The sequence below is a fragment of the Paenibacillus psychroresistens genome (genome assembly GCF_009728935.1).
GTDB classification, from domain to species: domain Bacteria; phylum Bacillota; class Bacilli; order Paenibacillales; family NBRC-103111; genus Paenibacillus_AC; species Paenibacillus_AC psychroresistens.
In genome coordinates this window covers 7,088,217-7,105,459 of sequence record NZ_CP034235.1, presented here as the reverse complement: position 1 = coordinate 7,105,459, position 17,243 = coordinate 7,088,217, and the positions used below count along the sequence as shown (strand labels likewise).

Below are 17,243 nucleotides of genomic sequence, written 5' to 3'. Positions count from 1 at the left end.
GACTCACCATATGAACCTGTATTCTAATGAAGAAAGAAACACATGCGACGACGTGGAGATACTTCCACAGGCATAACTTGAAGGAGGCACAGAATGAGTGAAATAAACGTATCAGCGGAGGACGGTTACGAGCCTGGATTGTACGAGATTCGCCTCAAGGGACACCTGGATACCCGATGGGCTGACCAGTTTGAGGGCATGAGCTTCACCCATGAAAGCGACGGAACCACTCTCCTCTCTGGCCTGGTGGCGGATCAGGCCGCATTACATGGCATGCTGAGGAAAGTGCGTGATCTTGTCCTGCCATTGGTTTCAGTTATTCAAGTTGATCGCAAACAAGTGGAAGATTAGGGAGAGAAAAAAATGAAAATTACAGCGTCGAATCTCAATCGTTTTACAGGATTATCACTAATTGTGGCAGGGATACTTTACGCTATCATTCAGCCGCTCCATCCAGAGGAAATTATTTCGTCAGTCACCACTAGCCTCTGGGCAATTGTCCACATAATGTCCGTGGCCATGGCCTGTTTGGGCCTGATCGGCTTTACAGGGATTTACATCAGGCAAATGGAAAAGCTCGGGTTGCTTGGTCTAGTCGGTTTTCTCATGCTTAGCATTTGGATGTTTCTCGTAATGGTCTTTACCTTTGCTGAAGCCTTTATCATGCCGATTCTGGCACCAGATGTACCGAAGTTTGTGGTGGGCTTCATAAATATGTTTGGTGAGGGAGGCAGCGAAGTTAGCCTCGGTGCCCTAGCAATTTTTGTACCGGTGGGGGGCGTAACGTATTTATTAGGTGCCTTGCTGTTTAGTATTGCAATATTCCGCGCCGGCACCCTGCCACGCTTGGCGGTCATCTTGTTTGCCCTCGGGGCCGTGTCAGCCATCCCGGCTGGGCTGATCTCGCACGAGCTCGCTCGTTATACGGCGGTGTTGGTGGGTTTAGCTATGGCTTGGTTCGGATATGCACATTGGTCTGAACTGCGAGAGAAAGACTAGGTACCATTAGCTGGAAGGGGAGCTGAAAATGAAAGCGAATGATTACGTTGAAGATCGAAACCTCGATGTGCCCCAGCTCAATGAGTTAGGGAAACCTATATCTAGAAAAACCAAAACGCGGGCAGAGTGGCCTATGATCGTCGGATTGCTAGTGCTGAGCCTGATTCCACTCGCCAGTGGTGCCTTACGCCTAACCCAGCTGGCCGGTGGCCCGGAAATCATGCCGGCCGCCGCACGGTTCGATGCGTCGCCCTTGCCGCTGGTGGTGCATATCTTGAGTGCCATTGTGTATGGCATTCTCGGCCCGTTCCAGTTCGCAACCGGTTTCCGGCGGCGCAAGCCTAGCTGGCACCGCGCGGTCGGACGGCTCCTGGTTTTATGCGGACTACTGGTTGGGCTATCAGGGCTGTGGATGACCCTGTTCTATCCTCACGCACCTGGCGACGGTGAATTGCTTTATGCATTTCGGCTCCTGTTTGGGTCGGCCATGGTCGTGTCCATCGCTCTTGGTTTTGCTGTAATCCTGCGAGGGGACGTGATCCGGCACCGCGCATGGATGATGCGTGGTTTCGCGATCGGGCTTGGTGCAGGCACGCAGGTGGTGACCCTCTTGGGTGGGGAATTGATCCTCGGCCCGCCGAGTGAACTCAGCAGAGCACTACTGATGGGAGCGGCTTGGGTGATCAACCTCGCTGTGGCAGAATGGGCCATTCGCAAGCGGACAGTCCCTCCAGCGCGCATGGCATCAACTGTTGTTTCTCATCAGCAGTAAGGTTTAACAAACAATAACCCAGTCAAACACTTTTGTGTCTTGACTGGGTTATTGTTTGTTAGAGTCAGTACACTAATACAATAATTTTTTTACATTAAGAAGGAGAGATTTGAATGAGGGCATGGGCGGCTGTATTTAAAAAAGATTTTAAATTAACAAGGACCGTATTTTTCGCGGGTCTAGTAATTAATTTATTGATGGTCATGCTATCGATATTCGTGGGGATGAAAACAGATTCTTTATTTATGTTCATACCTGTAGCAGCGGCTATTATTTTTCATGTTTTATATATTCCGATTATGTTGTTAATCAGTTTAAAGACAGAGGCAAACCAGCTGCATTTATGGCTGCATAATCCCCAACCGGCTTCAACATTGCTAAGTAGTAAATTAGTGAATGGGCTGACTATGATGGTTGTATCACTTTTGACATTATATGCGATGACGGGATTGCTGATTAAGCAGAAGTTCAGCTTAATTGAACTGTATTGGACGGACACATGGACAGCTGGATTATTATTTTCCCTTTATATTATTATAATTTCGATAACTATTGGCATTGGGGTGTTATTTCTTTGGACGTTATTCCAATTCCTTAAATTTAAGATTGGGCGTCGGAGCTGGTTAGTCGTTATCGGGACTGCCGTCATCCTATTTTGGTTAAAAGTCCTATTGGAATCCACTGAATTATATAATTTAATTGTGAATTGGGGTGTAGTCACCTATACCTTCCCTAGCTTTACAATAGATAAGCCTATACAAACATATACAGGAGAATATCTCTACGACATCATTATTATCATTGGATCATTCGTTCTGACTGCTTGGTTCTTTGACAAAAAAGCTGAGGTGTAGCAATGGAAGAATTTAATGCTTCAAAGCCAATTTATCTGCAGTTAGCGGATCGAATCAATCGACAGATTGTAAGTAAAGAATTGAAAGCAGGTGAAAAGCTTCCATCTGTCCGTGATATGGGGATAAAATACAGCGTTAATCCAAACACAATTCAACGTACTTACAGTGAGCTGGAGCGTGAGGGTATCCTGGAAGCAAAAAGAGGTCAGGGTACATTTGTTACGGAACAAGAAGCTCGTTTGGTTGAACTACGTGATAATTTGAAGCAGGAGCAGATTTTATTGTTCGTCCAGGTCATGCAGGAAATGGGGTACAGCTCACTTGAGATGATTTCTGGGCTTAAAGACCACTTAAACAAATTGGATATAGGAGATGAGTAACGTGATTCAAATGACTAATGTTTCTAAAAAATACATGAAACAGTCTGCCCTCAATGACATTCCATTAACTTTGCCCATAGGTAAAATCATTGGCATTGTGGGTGAGAACGGCAGTGGAAAATCAACATTATTGAGACTTATCGCCGGACTTTCGCTTCCCACAAGTGGAAGGGTAACTGTAAATGGAGAGATTGCCAACCGAAGAATCAGCAAGGTGGTTTCTTATTTATCGGAGCTTGATTCTTTTTATCCTATGTTCACTGTTAGTCATGCGATGGATTTTCAAGCTTCCCAATTTACTGACTTTAATAGGGCTAAAGCGGAAGAAATCATGAAATTTATGCAGCTGGAGCCACATGTGAAAATCAAAGATCTTTCGAAAGGGAACCGGGGTCGAGTAAAAGTGATGCTTACTTTGGCCAGAGAAGTACCCTATATTCTAATGGATGAGCCTTTGTCCGGATTTGACCCTATGGCCCGAGAATCTATTGTTAAAGGAATGATTTCTTATATTGACTTGGAATCTCAGACACTAATCATGACAAGCCATGAGATTGCGGAAGTTGAATCATTATTGGACTACTTCATTGCGATCAAGGGCGGATCATTACTAAGAATAGCTGGTGTGGATGAATTGCATGAATCAGAGGGTCTGGGTATTACGGCTTGGATGAAGAAGAATTATGTATAAATTGGGATTATATATTGAAAAAAAGGAGCTAATAGAATGAACGAGGTCTCTTTGTTTCGTCTTTATTTATTGAGAGGGGTATATCTTTTTATCGTCGTGGGGCTTTTTGTAAAAGTATGGCCTGAAATCATTCATCACGATACGCCGTGGGAACTGAAGGAAGGTGTAGTCAATTGCATGCTGGCCGCCTTTTCGCTACTATGCGCTCTAGGGCTGCGGTATCCGCTGCAGATGTTGCCAATACTTATTTGGGAAATGTTGTGGAAGGCGATCTGGTTGTCTATAGTTGCGCTCCCACTGTGGTCTTCCGGTCAAATGGACGATGCAACGATGAATGTTGCCATAAGCTGCTTGGTAGTCGTGATAGTTCCTATCGGCATTCCATGGCGCTTTGTGTTTGCACGCTATGTTAAGAAGCGCGGAGATCGGTGGCGCTGAGGGAAGCTGGCATGGGATGGAGTTCGAACTCTACGGCGGCAGAGATGGGCTTAGTTAACATCGTTACGTCTGGATATTTGCCATGCCACGATCTCGTTGTTGAATAGATCTTGAATCAAGGATAGGTAATGAAAGTCTGTTCCATCACTGATGTAGGTGATATCGGTAACCAATTTCTGCTGAGGCCCTATGGCATGGAATTGACGGTTCAAACGGTTAGGATACACGTGAGATGGTGTATAACTAGCCGATGAGCTGAAACCCTGCTTCTCGGTTTTGGATGTGAGAGTATTTGCCCAATAATTAAAAAGGTTATTGCAACATTTTTCAAAGGTATGCCGTCTGAGGGAGCAGAAAGAGAAAAATTCGATCAACTATGGAGATGACAGCATGAAGCCACAATTCAAAATAATAGCAAGCTCTGTATTAATTGCCAGTACTATGATGCTTACGGCATGTAGTTCAAGCTCACCTGCAGCAACAACTGTACCTACTGCGACAGCGACACCTATTGCAAGTGTATCGCCAAGTCCTACAAGCATACCGACCTCAAGTCCAACTATTGCACCAAAACCAATAGCAGTGACTCCTGCACCAGCAACAGCGACAGATGCTGCAAACAAACAAATTAAGGCTTTATTCGAACTAGCTAAAAAGGGTTTAATTCCGGATGTTAAATTTGCTGCGCATATTGGATTATTTGATGAAGTTGAGGAAGCTTGGGGGAAGGCAGACAAGACAGAGGGAGCAGGCAAAGGAATTTATGCAACCTACAGTAAGAGAAATGTTGTGATCGGCTTTAACAAAGGGATGAAAATATTCGATGTTCGTTCAAATGCCGCTAATTTGCAGAAGCTAACGCTTAAACAAATTGAAAATGCGTTAGGAAAGCCGAACAATACGACTGTTAACGGTGATGATACCATTTATATTTACAAGGTCAACGATCAATACCAGCTCAAATTTATTATTCCTAAATCAACAGGTAAGGTTGATCATATCTCTGTTTATTCACCTCAAGACACGATTAATAACATGGCTGGATAAACAGTAAATAAAAGGCACAGTTCCTCTAATTTGAGAGGACTGTGTTTTTTCTGTTTGGGGTGGTTCCTGTCACCAGCTACACGCCTAGTGAATACAAAAGTTTGTAATTGACACCACTTTCAAAAGTATATATTATATTAATAAATTGGTCAGACAACTTACTAGTTTTGTGAGATAGGGAGATATAAATTCAAATGCTAAAACCGTTAAAAAGACAAAAATTACATGAATCCATTTCCGAAGAAGTGCTTAAATATATTGTTGCGAATAACCTTAGTCAAGGGGATCGGCTGCCGCCGGAACGTTTCTTCTGTGAGCAGTTTCAAATCAGCAGAGCTTCATTCAGGGAAGCAATGAAGAAGCTGGAAGGTTATGGAATGATTGAAATCAGACCTGGAAGCGGGATGTTCCTTCGAGCTGAGAAAACCATACTTGGGGAAATAGCAGATATGAAGCTACGTGTATCGTTAGAGAAAAGATCGCTGCTTGAAATGTTGGATCTTCGAGAAATGATGGAGCAGTATGCTATAGAACAGATTGTAAATCAAAATAACGGTGCTTGTCTGGCCCAATTAGAAGAAATTATAGTCGAATATGAAAGGAAAATAAATAAAGGAGAAATTCCTCGACAGGAGGACTTTCTGTTTCACAAAACCTTATATGAGGGCTCCAACAATTTACTGCTATTGAATTTATTCCAATCGATTAAGGACTTGGAAAGTCTTTGGGCTGTTCATGTTATTGATTCAGTTAGAGTCCCTATATTCGGCAGAGAGACTGAGCCGCTGCATCGGCAAATTCTAGAAGCGATGAAAATAGCCGATGTTAAGAATGCAAAGCGAATCATGCGTAAGCATTTTGAAATCCTAAGAAAAGACTTATACACCATGGATGAAAAGCTGTTCCATTAATTTTTTTTATTATAATTGGTCAGACATCTTTCCAATTATTCAAAAACTCAAACCAATTTACGAATGGAGTTGTGGAAAATGATTGATAAAGATGAAAAGCGAGCACTTACGAAGATGGGAATGCAGACTATGCTAGCTCACTTTGGTGACGAGAATATACATGGAGCGGTTGTTCCACCGATTTTTCTAAATTCTACGTTTATTCATGAGTCTTACGAAGCATTTCAAGAGGGCAAAGGATACTACTACTCCCGTCAGAGCAATCCGACATTGGAAGTACTTGAGAAAAAGCTGGCAGCCCTGGAAAGCGGTGAATCCGCTAAAATATTCGCCTCGGGAATGGCAGCTATATCTGCAACCTTATTTCATTTTCTGCAGCAGGGTGATCATGTGATCTGCAGTGTTCCAACCTATGGCGGCACTTATGGGATGTTAGGACATTACATGAAAAAATTCGGCATAACAGTTGATTTTATTGATTTTCGCGAAATGGAACACGTACGTGCTGCGATTAAACCGAACACAAAATTAATTGTTTGTGAGGCTTATTCGACCTTTTTCATGGAGATCTTCGATCTTTCAGCTGTCGTAGCAATTGCGAGAGAGCATGGACTGCGTACCATTATTGATAACACCTGTGCGTCACCTGCTTTCTTGCGCCCGCTGGAGTGGGGATTCGATGTAGTGATCCACTCCGCATCCAAGTATCTGGGAGGACACAGTGATGTTATTGCTGGAGTTGTGATAGCATCCGAGGAGATTATGGAGAGCATCAATCAAATGGAATATCCTTTATTTGGCGGAGCATTGGGTCCATTAGAGTCTTGGCTGGTTGCAAGAGGCTTAAAAACCTTTGGATTGAGGATGAAGCAGCATGCCAGCTCAGCTTTGGAGGTCGCACAGATGTTAGCGGAAAACGCCAAAGTGGCGAGAGTTAACTTTCCATTCCTGCCTAGCCATGAGCAGCATGAGTTAGCGAAGAAGCAATTTGACGGGCCATCGGGATTATTAAGCTTTGAGCTCCATGGCGGTGCCGATGCCGCAGCACGGGTGATCAATCGACTGAAATATTTTAAAATCGGTGTCAGCTGGGGTGGATTTGAAAGCTTAGTTTATTCTCCAGGTATGAGTGGGCCAAATGAACAATTTATCGATACAATCTACGAACCCCGAATGGGTCATCTGATCCGTATCTCTGTAGGGCTTGAAGATACGATTGATTTGATTGAGGATTTGAAGGCGGCTTTGGAATGGGCTTAATAACGAATGTAGAAGAAGGGCAGGGATTGTCATGAGCATATCAAACATGGACTTTTATCAAAAATTATTGCAAAATCCGCCAACAGCAGCAAAAGGATTTACACGATGGTGGTGGTATGGCGCAGCAGTGACCAAAGCTGAAATTCACCGCGAGCTTACCTTCATGAAAGAAGCTGGGTTAGGCGGGGTTGAAATTCAAATTACTTATCCCCTCCAAGAGGACTCTGAAGAGCTAGGAATTAAGAATCGGCCTTTTTTCTCGCCTGAATTTTTTGAAATGCTGGATTATACGCTAACGGCTGCTGAGGAAATGGGACTTTTTGTAGATATGACGCTCTGCTCTGGCTGGCCTTTTGGAGGTCCTTTCGTTCCCACTGACATGGCACCGGAGATTCTGATTCCCTACCAAATCGATGTTATGGGACCTTGTGAATATGAGCAGGATTTTACGACGATTTTGGCTGGAACACCTTCCAAAGCTGTAATGGGTAAAGTCGAGAATGGTGTAATTGTTGCGAATACGTTACAGGATATTACAGATCATTTGGATGAAACCTGGCTGCATGGCTGGGCCTGGGGCCATTGCCTCAATAAAGTTAGCATCCCGGAAGGACATTGGAAAATATATATCTTTGTTACGAGTAAATATAAGCAGCAGGTTGGCGTTCCAGCACCGGGTATGGAAGGGAATGCGATGGACCATTGCCGCAAGGATGTGTCTGACTTTTACTTCGCAAATTTTGGTGACCCTTTGGTGGACAAGCTCGGAGAGGGGCGGATTCGTGCTTTCTTCTGCGATTCAATTGAATTGGCTGGCAATAACTGGACCAATATCCTCCCAGAGCAATTCATGCTGCGCAGAGGTTACGATTTGACGCCTTATATGCCGGCACTTTGGGGAAGCATAGGCGAACTGACGGCAGATATTCGTTATGACTATTATAAAACATTTTCGGAATTAACCATTGAGAACTTCTTCCGTAACTTTACAGCTTGGAGCCACTCCAGAGGGGCTAAATCGAGAATACAGGCACATGGGACCTGGGGCGATATCCTGCAGGCCTATGCGGCTGCCGATTTTCCGGAAGGTGAAACCTTCGGCGAGAATGACAAGTATGAGGTGAATACGGTTCATCGCAGATTGGCTTCCTCCGCGGGACATGTATACGGACGCAACATCATAACGAACGAAACGTTCACGTGGCTGAGGATGCCGCGTTTTATGGAAACACTGGAAATGATGAAAGCGGCCGTTGATGCGGTATTTTTGGATGGCATTAATCAAATTGTGAACCATGGCTACTCCTATTCGCCTGAGTCGGTAGGCAAACCTGGATGGGCTTTCTATGCCTCATCTTTTATCTCTCATAACAATACGTGGTGGGAATACTATCCGCTGCTTTCCTCTTATATACATACCGTTTCTGCCTTTCTGCAAACAGGGGACAGCTATTCGGAGGTTGCCATCTATTTGCCTCAAGCCGATATATGGTCTTCCATGCCAATGGCCGAGCTGCATTTGGCGATGAAGCTGGAGGAGCATATAGGTAAAAGCCTGGTGAATCAGGTGCAAAAGTCAGGCTATTATTTTGATTATCTCAATGATGAAGCGATTACCGCCTTATCTCATATTTCAGACACAGGACTGGAAATTGGCGCGAACTGTTATAAAGTGATGATTTTGCCGAAAGTCAGCCGTCTGCCGCTCGATACAGCTTACAAATTACTCGAATACGTGCTTGAAGGAGGCATTCTCATTGCGGTAGGTGGACGTCCTCGTACTGTACCAGGTTATCTCGGTAGACAAGAGAACAATGAGAGCCTCGAGAGAATTATGGATGGCTTGTTTGAGGAAGAAACCGGAGTTTGGCGAAAAGTAGGGAAAGGGAAAACAATCATAATCGAGAATGAGAGTGAATTGGTCCTTCGTTTAAATGAATCAGCGGCTCCTGATGTTGTGATTGAACCGTTTGGAGAAGCTATGCATGATAGTCAGCCTGCACAGACAATCGGTTATGTGCATCGAATTCATGAAGGTGGACATGTGTACTTTCTAGCAAATGTTAGCAGTCAAGAGCAGAAGGCACGTATTCAGTTTAAATACGGAACGAAAGCTGCTGTTGTTCTGGATCCAATGACACAGAAGACAATTCGCCGCATCCAGCTTTCACTGGAAGTGGATGCAGCCAGCATTGAATTTGTGTTCGAGCCTTTTCAGTCATTCATGGTCGTATTTGACGAAGAACTTCCAGAAACAGTGGGAGTGGAGGATAACGGAATATTAACGGTAATTGAACAGGCTGCCCAGCATATAGACATTTCGGATAGCTGGACACTGCGGATTCCGAAAGCTCATTTTGAACAGGAGCTAGCGACGTTGCAAACATGGGAACAATTCGAAGAAGTGAGATATTACTGCGGCAGTGCCTTTTATGATAAGAAAGTGTCAGTACCTGCGATGCAGCCAACAAGTAGAATCTGGCTGAATTTGGAAGGCGTCCATGATGTAGCGGAGGTTTTTGTGAACGGCCAAAGTGCCGGTGTTCTCTGGAAAGCGCCGAGGCGTCTGGATCTGACCGAATGGTTGAATGAAGGTGAGAATGACCTGCGTATTAAAGTAGTCAATGTGTGGATTAATCATATGCTTTCTCCAGATCTTCAGGAGCCGAAGCCCGAAGGGCCATTATCAGAGAATTGGCCGTATTTTACGGTAAAGATGAATCAAATTCATGACAAAAGACTCTATACCACGAAGGAAAGAAAACATGTCCTAGCACCGTTACCTTCAGGACTTTCGGGAAAAGCATCGCTTAGTATCATCGGATAATTCAAAAATCCCACTGACATTATTACTGTCGTCAGTGGGATTTTTGGTTTTATTAGTTAGGAGTGATTGCTAATGAAATCAAACAAGCCGTTCAATCAGCAATTCCGCCGTTTTACGCCCTTGTAAGGCCACCGATAAATCTGTTTGCAGCATCGCAATAGTAATTGCTCCTTCAACCAATAGATAAATGCCGTTAGTTAAATCTTCCTCGCTCTTCACATTAGATTGATGAACCAAATCCGAAATGAAATCCTTTAAATAAGATTTATATTTCTGTGCTGCCTCATTGTAGGGATGAGAATGATCCGAAAACTCCGAAGCTGTTTTAATAAATGCACACCCATTAAAATCAGGTTCTTTGAACCATAAGCCAAGGACATCGAATATGGCTAATAATTTCCCCTTAGGCGTTATGCTTAATTCGTTCACGGATAAACTAAACCATTTTCTCCATTGTTCATCTTGTCTTAATAAATAAGCCAAGACTAACTCATCCTTAGATTCATAATGATTGTACAGTGTCATTTTGGCTATATGTGACTCAGAAACAACTTGGTCAACACCTGTTGCCCGAATTCCCTGCTTATTAAATAAGCCTGAGGCAATATTCAGTATGTGTTCCTTTTTGCTCTTATTCATACCCTCACTCCGTTCTGTACAGACTTGTATAAATATTGTAACCCTTTTATTAATGGATATCAAGAATATTTAAGTTGTTTTGAGGAAATATTAAATAAAAAGGAATGGATAATAGCAATAATCATAAGGTGTTATCGCGGATTTAAACGCAGTTTAATTAATCTTGCCGATTTTCACTGTTTATTATTTTATTGAATAGTAAAAAATATACACTTGATTTTATACAGACCTGTATGTATAATTCAATCCGTGGACACCACAAAAGAAAAGAAGGAGGTGGGAAATAGATGATGTATGAACTGCGCGTTTATGATATCCATCCAGGAAAGATGAAGGCTATCCAAGCAAGGTTTAGAGATCATGTCATTCAATTATTTATGAAGCATGATATGAAAGTGACGCAATTCTGGGAAGATTTAGATGAGGCAAATAACCGCCTTTATTATATTGTTGAGCATGCTAACTTGGAGATGCGAAACCTTAATTATGAACGTTTCCGCAACGATCCTGAATGGATTGAATTAAGACGAATTACAGAACTCGAAGGGCCATTAGTTAACAAACAAGAAAGCATATTTATGAAGGATGTAGCATTTTTCAAAAACAAATAAAAAATAAGGAGCAATTAAAAATGAAAACTTTAGTAATCGTTACTCACCCGAACATGGAAGCATCCAACTGGAATAAATCTTGGCTGGAGGAATTGAAAAAGCACAGTGATATCACTATTCATGAATTATATAAGGAGTACCCGGATGAAAATATTGATGTTTCTAAGGAGCAGAAGCTGATTGAAGCGCATGACAGGATTATTTTTCAATATCCGCTTTATTGGTACAGTACGCCACCATTACTTAAAAAGTGGTTTGATACCGTATTGCTATACAATTGGGCTTATGGACCAGATGGCAGTAAAACTGCAGGTAAAGAAATAGGTGTAGCAATCTCGACATACGGCTCAGAAGAATCGTATCAACCTACTGGGGCAAATCGCTTTACTCTACAAGAAATATTACGACCAATAGAAGCGCTTGTTCATTTTATCAATGCCTCTTATCTGCCTCACTTTTCACTAAGCGATACATCTACTGTTACTGCAGAACGCTTAGCACAGAGCAGTATCGATTACATTCAGCATCTTAAAACGGTAAAGCCAGTTGTGGTTGGATAATGAAGGACTTAATAATTGACGTTTATATGGATACGATGTGCCCCTGGTGTCGTATGGGAACAACTAGTCTGTTAACCGCTTTGAAACAATTGCCAGAAGACACAAAGGCAACCGTCCGTTGGCATGCATTTCAGATCAACCCTAATATTCGTCCTGAAGGGGAAGATTATCGGCAGCTTATGATTGGCAGATTAGGCGGGGCTGCTCAATTCGCAGCAAGAATGAAGCAATATGATGAAAATGGTGCTAATTATGGCCTTAAATATAATATGGATATTGTAAAATATACACCTAATACTACTTTATCCCATCAGTTAATTGCTATTACTCCAGCTGACCAGCAAGTGCAATTGATTGAAAAAATATATACGGCTTATTTTGAAGATGGTATTGATATCGGTAATATAGATGAACTTGTAAAAATAGCAAGTGCAAACGGAAGCTCTAACGATGCTGAGCTAAAATTGCGGCTTACTAAGGGTGATGGGATTGAAAAAGTTGAATTAGGACAACGCAACGCAGAAAAGTTGGGGGTCAGAGGCGTTCCTTATTTTGTAATTAATGAGGAGATCAGCTTATCTGGACTAAAATCACCTGATGAATTTATACAAGTGTTTAAAAAGGCAACTCAAACTTCATGAATAGGATGTGAACTAACAGATGGATATTAAGGGAAAAGTAATAGTGATAACTGGCGGTAGCAGCGGTCTTGGGAAAGCTATGGCGATTGAGATGGTAAAACAAGGAGCGAATGTAGTTATTAATGGACGCAGCGAACAAGCGTTGGCGGATGCTGCAAAGGAAATCGATCCCACAGGTAAACAAGTCCGGTTTGTTGCTGGTAACATTGCAGATTCTAAGACCGCGCAGCGCTTAATCGATGAAGCTTTAGCTCACTATGGACGTATAGATACTCTAGTTAATAATGCCGGAATCTTCATGGCTAAGCCATTTACGGAGTATTCAGAAGAGGACCTGGCCGTATATTTATCCACTAATGTCGTCGGCTTCTTCCACGTTACCCAACGCGCGGTGGCTCAGATGCTGAAACAAGGAACAGGACACATCGTTAACATTACAACGAGTCTGGTTGACCACGCGATAGCTGGCGTACCGTCCGTACTTGCTTCATTGACGAAGGGCGGTATACAATCTGCGACGAAATCATTAGCGATCGAGTATGCTACCAAGGGAATTCGCGTTAACGCGGTATCACCAGGGATCATCAAAACGCCGATGCATCCCGTCGAAACCCATGAAGGCTTGTCTTCGCTTCATCCAATGGGACGCATGGGTGAGTCACATGAAATCGTCGATGCGGTCTTATATCTGGAGTCAGCCAAATTTGTAACGGGTGAAATCCTTCATGTTGATGGTGGGCAGAATGCTGGTCACTAAGTAAATGCAGCTGCAGATTCTAATCATATCAAATCCATAAAGGGGAGATTATCGATGCCAATCGTTACAATTCAAGTGACTCGTGAGGGCACTGCACCAGATCGTCAATCTGTTACGGCGGAAGAAAAGGCTGCGCTCATTAAAGGGGTTAGCGAGCTTTTGCTCAATGTACTGAACAAGCCGTTAGAATCTACGTTCGTAGTTATCGAAGAGGTTGACACCGATAATTGGGGTTGGGGTGGACTGCCTGCATTGGAGTATCGCCGGCAGCTTGCCGCTAAGATAAAGTAGTAGTCACTTTATATTACTATAATGAACCCAGTGCCGTTTTGGCACTGGGTTTGGTGTTATAGAAACTTTGAATAATGTAATTTAAGGAGGAGAAATGGTGAAGAAACATGCGGTCATCCTGCTTTTTGGAGGTATTGCTGCACTCATGGTCGCTATGGGCGTAGGAAGATTCGCTTTCACGCCTATTTTGCCTATGATGCTAGAGGAGCATTTGATCTCACCTGCACATGCAGGATATCTAGCTTCTAGTAACTATTTGGGTTATCTAGTAGGAGCTATTGCCCTAACCATCTACCAACCTAAGCGGCTTGCCAGTTTTCTTCTAGTTGGGTTATTGATAAGTGTATTAACCACATGGGGGATGGCTGAATTCAATGGGTTAGAAGTGTGGATGTTGTTGAGATTTTTGTCTGGTGCAGCGAGTGCAGCGGTATTTATTCTTACCTCAAATATTGTTCTAGAGTATTTGTCGCCTTTTCAAACTGGTTTTTTATATGGTGCTGTTGGGCTTGGCATTCTGTTGACGGGTATATTTGTACCTGTGTTTGCTCAACATGGTGATTCATTTTTCGTTTGGAAAGGTTTGGGCTTACTAAGTCTTATCCTTGGTGTAATAGCTTGGTTTCTATTAAAGCAACAATCATCTTCAAACCAAATACCTAAAGCATCTTCCATTGCCCAGCGGCAAGAATCAGTTAAACAAATTTTAGTATTCATCATTATTGCTTACAGCTTGGAAGGTCTGGGTTATATCGTTACAGGTACTTATTTAGTGGCTTATGTGAAGAGCTTTTCTAGCATCACGAATATTTCTTCGTTAAGCTGGGTTTTGGTAGGCATTGCTGCGGCTCCTTCCTGTTTAATTTGGTCAATCCTTGCTTCTAAAATCGGTCATAAAAAAAGTCTGATCCTGGCTATGATCCTTCAAGCAATAGGAATCGCCATCCCGGTAATAGTACCATCCTTAGCCAGTGTTTATGTGGGGGCTTTGTTATTCGGTGCCACGTTTATGGGGATTACAACACTATCGATAGCTTTTGTGAAACATGTGGATTCCAAAAATAGTCGGAAGCTGGTAGGTTTGCTTACTGCATTCTTTGGATTAGGCCAAATAATTGGACCTTTGATTGCAGGGTTTCTTATCTCCGGCGCAGGAAATTATAATACAGCTTTAGTTGGGGCAGCACTTGTAGTTCTTTTGGGAGCAATGATTTTGCAATTTGGCATCAGACGACCACGCTACGTTTAGCATAGTCATGTGCGAACCAGGGAAGATTTGCTTCGCTGTTCTTCACAATTATTTGTATGGGCTTAAAATGGGAATATTAAAGTTAATATCGGTCATCGTTATGCCTTGCAGATGTATGAAGGGATATGAGATAAGTGAGTTCAACTGTACTTAAAAATCAGTTCTAGCGGCAGAGAAATAACACTTTACAGGATCAATAGCGGGGAATGTTGTCCACTTATGATCAATAGTATTCTAGGTGAAAGTGAATATGAAGCTTCTGCCTGTGTCGAAACACCCTGCCTCGCCATGCTGATTCCAGTAATCACCTTCCGAGAATGGATTGACCGGTAACAGCACCCAAGTTACTTATAACTCTCATAAAAATCCATTCTCAAGAGATATTTTGCGAATTATCGCAGATTTTTGTTGTTCTAGCTGGAAAACCTCCCGTTAATATTGCGTTTTTTGAGTAAATTCAGCAAATAACTGGAAAAGCTCCATGTAAAAAAGGGACTTTAGCTGTTCTGTGCTATTTGAGCTGAATTATCAGGAGGAATTCCATTTAAACCATAAAAACAAGTCTGAATCTACTTATTAACATGAGAAATTCCATGTAAATCATCTGAGTAGGTAGGAGTCATGATTTACGGACGTTTACATTCTTGATGGAGGAACGAAGGCTTGGAAAGATGCAGGACTTCCTATTAAGGAATTTGACGAGAATTAATAAAGCGTAGTACAGGAATAACAGAAATTTAAGAAAAACTTTATGTTTATACTCATTTCTTTTTTATTAGTTTTCCTTATCCTAGAGTTACTGAAGGATTAGGAGGATAATAAAATGAAGAAATGGGTTTTTTGGCTTATTATATTATTACTGCTGGGATATGGATATGTACAACATAAACAGAAAATCGTTATTGAGAAACCACCGGAAGAAGAGAATCAATCCCAAGATCAAGAGGTGACTACTCAACAGAACGAGCAAACCATTAAGGTAACAAAAGCTCAGATTTACAAGGGCAATTTGTTGTTGGTTAATAAGGACCATCCTGTACCAGATGGGGGTGAAGCGACGGAAGAGGTCAAGTTGTCTGAGCATAGAGAGCTGGTGAATGGATTCATAGTACTGGATAAAACGATTCAGCTGTCGCCAAGCTTAGTGCAAAGATTTTCGACGATGATTGGAGCCGCAGCTATTGATGGGGTTAGCCGTTTTTTAATCAGCAGCGGCTATCGGGACAATACAGAACAAAATCAGCTCTATCAGCAAATGGGATCTGACTATGCGTTGCCTGCAGGCTATAGTGAACATAATTTAGGGTTATCGCTAGACATTGGATCTACGGAAGGTGAAATGAATTATGCATCCGAAGGAAAGTGGCTGAAAAAAAATGCATCGAGTTATGGCTTTATCTTGCGTTATCCGAGTGATAAAACGGCAATTACGGGCATTCAATCAGAGCCCTGGCATTTTCGTTATGTTGGTCTGCCGCACAGCGCAATTATGCAGGAAAAGAACTTGGTCTTGGAGGAATATTTGGATCTCTTGAAAGCACAAAAAACGATTACGACTACTATTGATCAGAAAAGCTATGAAATTACTTACTATCCGATCTCCGAAAACACAAGTATTCATGTACCAAAGAATGGCAGCTATGAGATTTCAGGCAACAATATGGACGGTATTATTGTGACGGTGAGCTCCTGATGGGGCTTCAAGAAGGTGAGGCGACAAAAATGAAGCAAAAAAACATATTTTATGATATTAAAATTCAATTGATGTTTGCTATATATGTATATGTACTTTGCAAAGTTGTGCTTTTTAAGTTTGGTTCGATTGACATGACATTTCTCTGGCAGCAGCTAAAGATTAGCTTAGTTAATCCTGATTATATATCAAGGCGAATACACCATGGCAATTTGACTCCATTTAAAGAGATATCAAGAACGATGAATGAGTTATCGAGTCATGATTTATTCTACCTTGTAGGGAATATCGCCATATTTATGCCATACGGTATTCTTCTTGGCTTATTATCAAAAAACAAAAAAATATCCTTTATTGGTGCTTTTATACGTTCTTTCGGTTTAAGTCTTTGTTTGGAAAGCGCGCAGGCTGTATTTTCCATAGGAAGCTTTGACGTCGATGACCTCATTTTAAATTCTAGCGGAGGCTTGATTGGTTTCTTTGCTTTCAAAATAGGTATATTGCTTATGGGAACCACCCTAAATGTTACCCGAGCAAAAAATAGGCCCGTTTAGCTTGTTATGAGCTAATACGGGCTAAAGTCATATAGAATAGGAATAAATCTGCTACAATAATAGGAATAC

20 protein-coding genes and 1 pseudogene are annotated in these 17,243 nt (G+C 42.2%); 19 read left to right on the top strand and 2 right to left on the bottom strand.

Annotation, left to right across the window (positions count from 1 at the left end; genetic code table 11):
* Positions 1–93 precede the first annotated feature (93 nt).
* The 7 genes from EHS13_RS31995 (at position 94) to EHS13_RS31965 (ending at position 4,134) form a co-directional block, all read left to right on the top strand.
* Positions 94–351 (top strand): DUF8691 family protein, encoded by a 258-nt coding sequence (locus EHS13_RS31995; RefSeq protein WP_155704254.1) that lies wholly within the window; start codon positions 94–96, stop codon positions 349–351.
* Positions 352–363: 12 nt separating this feature from the next.
* Positions 364–999, top strand: coding sequence for a hypothetical protein (locus EHS13_RS31990; protein ID WP_155704253.1), 636 nt, complete (start codon positions 364–366; stop codon positions 997–999).
* Positions 1,000–1,027: 28 nt separating this feature from the next.
* Positions 1,028–1,771, top strand: coding sequence for a DUF2306 domain-containing protein (locus tag EHS13_RS31985; protein WP_227013639.1), 744 nt, complete (start codon positions 1,028–1,030; stop codon positions 1,769–1,771).
* Positions 1,772–1,884: 113 nt separating this feature from the next.
* Positions 1,885–2,625 carry a hypothetical protein gene (locus EHS13_RS31980; protein ID WP_155704252.1) on the top strand — a complete coding sequence of 247 codons (741 nt, stop codon included), beginning with the start codon at positions 1,885–1,887 and terminating at the stop codon, positions 2,623–2,625.
* Between the two features lie 2 nt (positions 2,626–2,627).
* Complete coding sequence (locus EHS13_RS31975; RefSeq protein WP_155704251.1) at positions 2,628–3,005, top strand: GntR family transcriptional regulator; 378 nt, start codon at positions 2,628–2,630, stop codon at positions 3,003–3,005.
* 10 nt (positions 3,006–3,015) lie between these two features.
* Complete coding sequence (locus EHS13_RS31970; protein WP_319633438.1) at positions 3,016–3,696, top strand: ABC transporter ATP-binding protein; 681 nt, start codon at positions 3,016–3,018, stop codon at positions 3,694–3,696.
* 36 nt (positions 3,697–3,732) lie between these two features.
* The gene (locus EHS13_RS31965) at positions 3,733–4,134 is read left to right on the top strand and encodes a hypothetical protein (protein WP_155704249.1); all 402 of its coding nucleotides are present in this window, start codon (positions 3,733–3,735) and stop codon (positions 4,132–4,134) included.
* Positions 4,135–4,190: 56 nt separating this feature from the next.
* On the opposite strand, the pseudogene EHS13_RS37030 reads toward EHS13_RS31965, so the two are convergent.
* Positions 4,191–4,367: pseudogene (locus EHS13_RS37030) on the bottom strand (IS3-like element ISBth8 family transposase); the annotation flags it as partial.
* Positions 4,368–4,524: 157 nt separating this feature from the next.
* Here EHS13_RS37030 and EHS13_RS31955 point away from each other — a divergent pair.
* The 4 genes from EHS13_RS31955 (at position 4,525) to EHS13_RS31940 (ending at position 10,179) form a co-directional block, all read left to right on the top strand.
* Positions 4,525–5,181: a YjgB family protein gene (locus EHS13_RS31955; protein WP_155704247.1), complete on the top strand. Its 657-nt coding sequence runs from the start codon at positions 4,525–4,527 to the stop codon at positions 5,179–5,181.
* A 194-nt stretch (positions 5,182–5,375) separates the two neighbouring features.
* Positions 5,376–6,092, top strand: a complete 717-nt coding sequence (locus tag EHS13_RS31950; protein ID WP_155704246.1) for a FadR/GntR family transcriptional regulator — start codon at positions 5,376–5,378, stop codon at positions 6,090–6,092.
* A 78-nt stretch (positions 6,093–6,170) separates the two neighbouring features.
* Positions 6,171–7,352 (top strand): trans-sulfuration enzyme family protein, encoded by a 1,182-nt coding sequence (locus EHS13_RS31945; protein ID WP_162463350.1) that lies wholly within the window; start codon positions 6,171–6,173, stop codon positions 7,350–7,352.
* 46 nt (positions 7,353–7,398) lie between these two features.
* Positions 7,399–10,179, top strand: a complete 2,781-nt coding sequence (locus EHS13_RS31940; RefSeq protein ID WP_227013635.1) for a glycosyl hydrolase — start codon at positions 7,399–7,401, stop codon at positions 10,177–10,179.
* Positions 10,180–10,257: 78 nt separating this feature from the next.
* Here the strand turns inward: EHS13_RS31940 and EHS13_RS31935 are convergent, their stop codons facing one another.
* Complete coding sequence (locus EHS13_RS31935; RefSeq protein WP_155704243.1) at positions 10,258–10,818, bottom strand: TetR/AcrR family transcriptional regulator; 561 nt, start codon at positions 10,816–10,818, stop codon at positions 10,258–10,260.
* Between the two features lie 287 nt (positions 10,819–11,105).
* Between EHS13_RS31935 and EHS13_RS31930 the strand changes: the two genes are divergently transcribed.
* The 8 genes from EHS13_RS31930 to EHS13_RS31895 all read left to right on the top strand — a co-directional run bounded on the left by EHS13_RS31930 (position 11,106) and on the right by EHS13_RS31895 (position 17,174).
* Complete coding sequence (locus tag EHS13_RS31930; RefSeq protein WP_155704242.1) at positions 11,106–11,429, top strand: NIPSNAP family protein; 324 nt, start codon at positions 11,106–11,108, stop codon at positions 11,427–11,429.
* 20 nt (positions 11,430–11,449) lie between these two features.
* Complete coding sequence (locus tag EHS13_RS31925; protein WP_155704241.1) at positions 11,450–11,989, top strand: NAD(P)H-dependent oxidoreductase; 540 nt, start codon at positions 11,450–11,452, stop codon at positions 11,987–11,989.
* Positions 11,989–12,630: a DsbA family oxidoreductase gene (locus EHS13_RS31920; protein ID WP_155704240.1), complete on the top strand. Its 642-nt coding sequence runs from the start codon at positions 11,989–11,991 to the stop codon at positions 12,628–12,630. The genes EHS13_RS31925 and EHS13_RS31920 overlap by 1 nt, the downstream gene beginning before the upstream one ends.
* Positions 12,631–12,673: 43 nt before the next feature.
* Positions 12,674–13,387: an SDR family NAD(P)-dependent oxidoreductase gene (locus EHS13_RS31915; RefSeq protein ID WP_264373560.1), complete on the top strand. Its 714-nt coding sequence runs from the start codon at positions 12,674–12,676 to the stop codon at positions 13,385–13,387.
* Positions 13,388–13,441: 54 nt separating this feature from the next.
* Positions 13,442–13,678: a tautomerase family protein gene (locus EHS13_RS31910; RefSeq protein WP_155704238.1), complete on the top strand. Its 237-nt coding sequence runs from the start codon at positions 13,442–13,444 to the stop codon at positions 13,676–13,678.
* Between the two features lie 94 nt (positions 13,679–13,772).
* The gene (locus tag EHS13_RS31905) at positions 13,773–14,927 is read left to right on the top strand and encodes a YbfB/YjiJ family MFS transporter (protein ID WP_155704237.1); all 1,155 of its coding nucleotides are present in this window, start codon (positions 13,773–13,775) and stop codon (positions 14,925–14,927) included.
* A gap of 823 nt (positions 14,928–15,750) precedes the next feature.
* The gene (locus EHS13_RS31900; protein WP_155704236.1) at positions 15,751–16,620 is read left to right on the top strand and encodes a M15 family metallopeptidase; all 870 of its coding nucleotides are present in this window, start codon (positions 15,751–15,753) and stop codon (positions 16,618–16,620) included.
* Positions 16,620–17,174 carry a VanZ family protein gene (locus tag EHS13_RS31895; RefSeq protein ID WP_227013633.1) on the top strand — a complete coding sequence of 185 codons (555 nt, stop codon included), beginning with the start codon at positions 16,620–16,622 and terminating at the stop codon, positions 17,172–17,174. Before EHS13_RS31900 ends, EHS13_RS31895 begins: the two co-directional genes overlap by 1 nt.
* Positions 17,175–17,243: the final 69 nt, after the last annotated feature.

What these genes read in the sequence shown, in the direction of transcription:
- EHS13_RS31985 (WP_227013639.1), top strand. Translation starts at nt 1,028, where the DNA reads ATGAAAGCGAATGATTACGTTGAAGATCGAAACCTCGATGTGCCCCAG.
- EHS13_RS31900 (WP_155704236.1), top strand. Translation starts at nt 15,751, where the DNA reads ATGAAGAAATGGGTTTTTTGGCTTATTATATTATTACTGCTGGGATAT.
- EHS13_RS31945 (WP_162463350.1), top strand. Translation starts at nt 6,171, where the DNA reads ATGATTGATAAAGATGAAAAGCGAGCACTTACGAAGATGGGAATGCAG.
- EHS13_RS31955 (WP_155704247.1), top strand. Translation starts at nt 4,525, where the DNA reads ATGAAGCCACAATTCAAAATAATAGCAAGCTCTGTATTAATTGCCAGT.
- EHS13_RS31940 (WP_227013635.1), top strand. Translation starts at nt 7,399, where the DNA reads ATGGACTTTTATCAAAAATTATTGCAAAATCCGCCAACAGCAGCAAAA.
- EHS13_RS31935 (WP_155704243.1), bottom strand. Translation starts at nt 10,818, where the DNA reads ATGAATAAGAGCAAAAAGGAACACATACTGAATATTGCCTCAGGCTTA.
- EHS13_RS31970 (WP_319633438.1), top strand. Translation starts at nt 3,016, where the DNA reads ATGACTAATGTTTCTAAAAAATACATGAAACAGTCTGCCCTCAATGAC.
- EHS13_RS31905 (WP_155704237.1), top strand. Translation starts at nt 13,773, where the DNA reads ATGGTGAAGAAACATGCGGTCATCCTGCTTTTTGGAGGTATTGCTGCA.
- EHS13_RS31965 (WP_155704249.1), top strand. Translation starts at nt 3,733, where the DNA reads ATGAACGAGGTCTCTTTGTTTCGTCTTTATTTATTGAGAGGGGTATAT.
- EHS13_RS31910 (WP_155704238.1), top strand. Translation starts at nt 13,442, where the DNA reads ATGCCAATCGTTACAATTCAAGTGACTCGTGAGGGCACTGCACCAGAT.
- EHS13_RS31995 (WP_155704254.1), top strand. Translation starts at nt 94, where the DNA reads ATGAGTGAAATAAACGTATCAGCGGAGGACGGTTACGAGCCTGGATTG.
- EHS13_RS31895 (WP_227013633.1), top strand. Translation starts at nt 16,620, where the DNA reads ATGGGGCTTCAAGAAGGTGAGGCGACAAAAATGAAGCAAAAAAACATA.
- EHS13_RS31925 (WP_155704241.1), top strand. Translation starts at nt 11,450, where the DNA reads ATGAAAACTTTAGTAATCGTTACTCACCCGAACATGGAAGCATCCAAC.
- EHS13_RS31980 (WP_155704252.1), top strand. Translation starts at nt 1,885, where the DNA reads ATGAGGGCATGGGCGGCTGTATTTAAAAAAGATTTTAAATTAACAAGG.
- EHS13_RS31930 (WP_155704242.1), top strand. Translation starts at nt 11,106, where the DNA reads ATGATGTATGAACTGCGCGTTTATGATATCCATCCAGGAAAGATGAAG.
- EHS13_RS31975 (WP_155704251.1), top strand. Translation starts at nt 2,628, where the DNA reads ATGGAAGAATTTAATGCTTCAAAGCCAATTTATCTGCAGTTAGCGGAT.
- EHS13_RS31920 (WP_155704240.1), top strand. Translation starts at nt 11,989, where the DNA reads ATGAAGGACTTAATAATTGACGTTTATATGGATACGATGTGCCCCTGG.
- EHS13_RS31950 (WP_155704246.1), top strand. Translation starts at nt 5,376, where the DNA reads ATGCTAAAACCGTTAAAAAGACAAAAATTACATGAATCCATTTCCGAA.
- EHS13_RS31990 (WP_155704253.1), top strand. Translation starts at nt 364, where the DNA reads ATGAAAATTACAGCGTCGAATCTCAATCGTTTTACAGGATTATCACTA.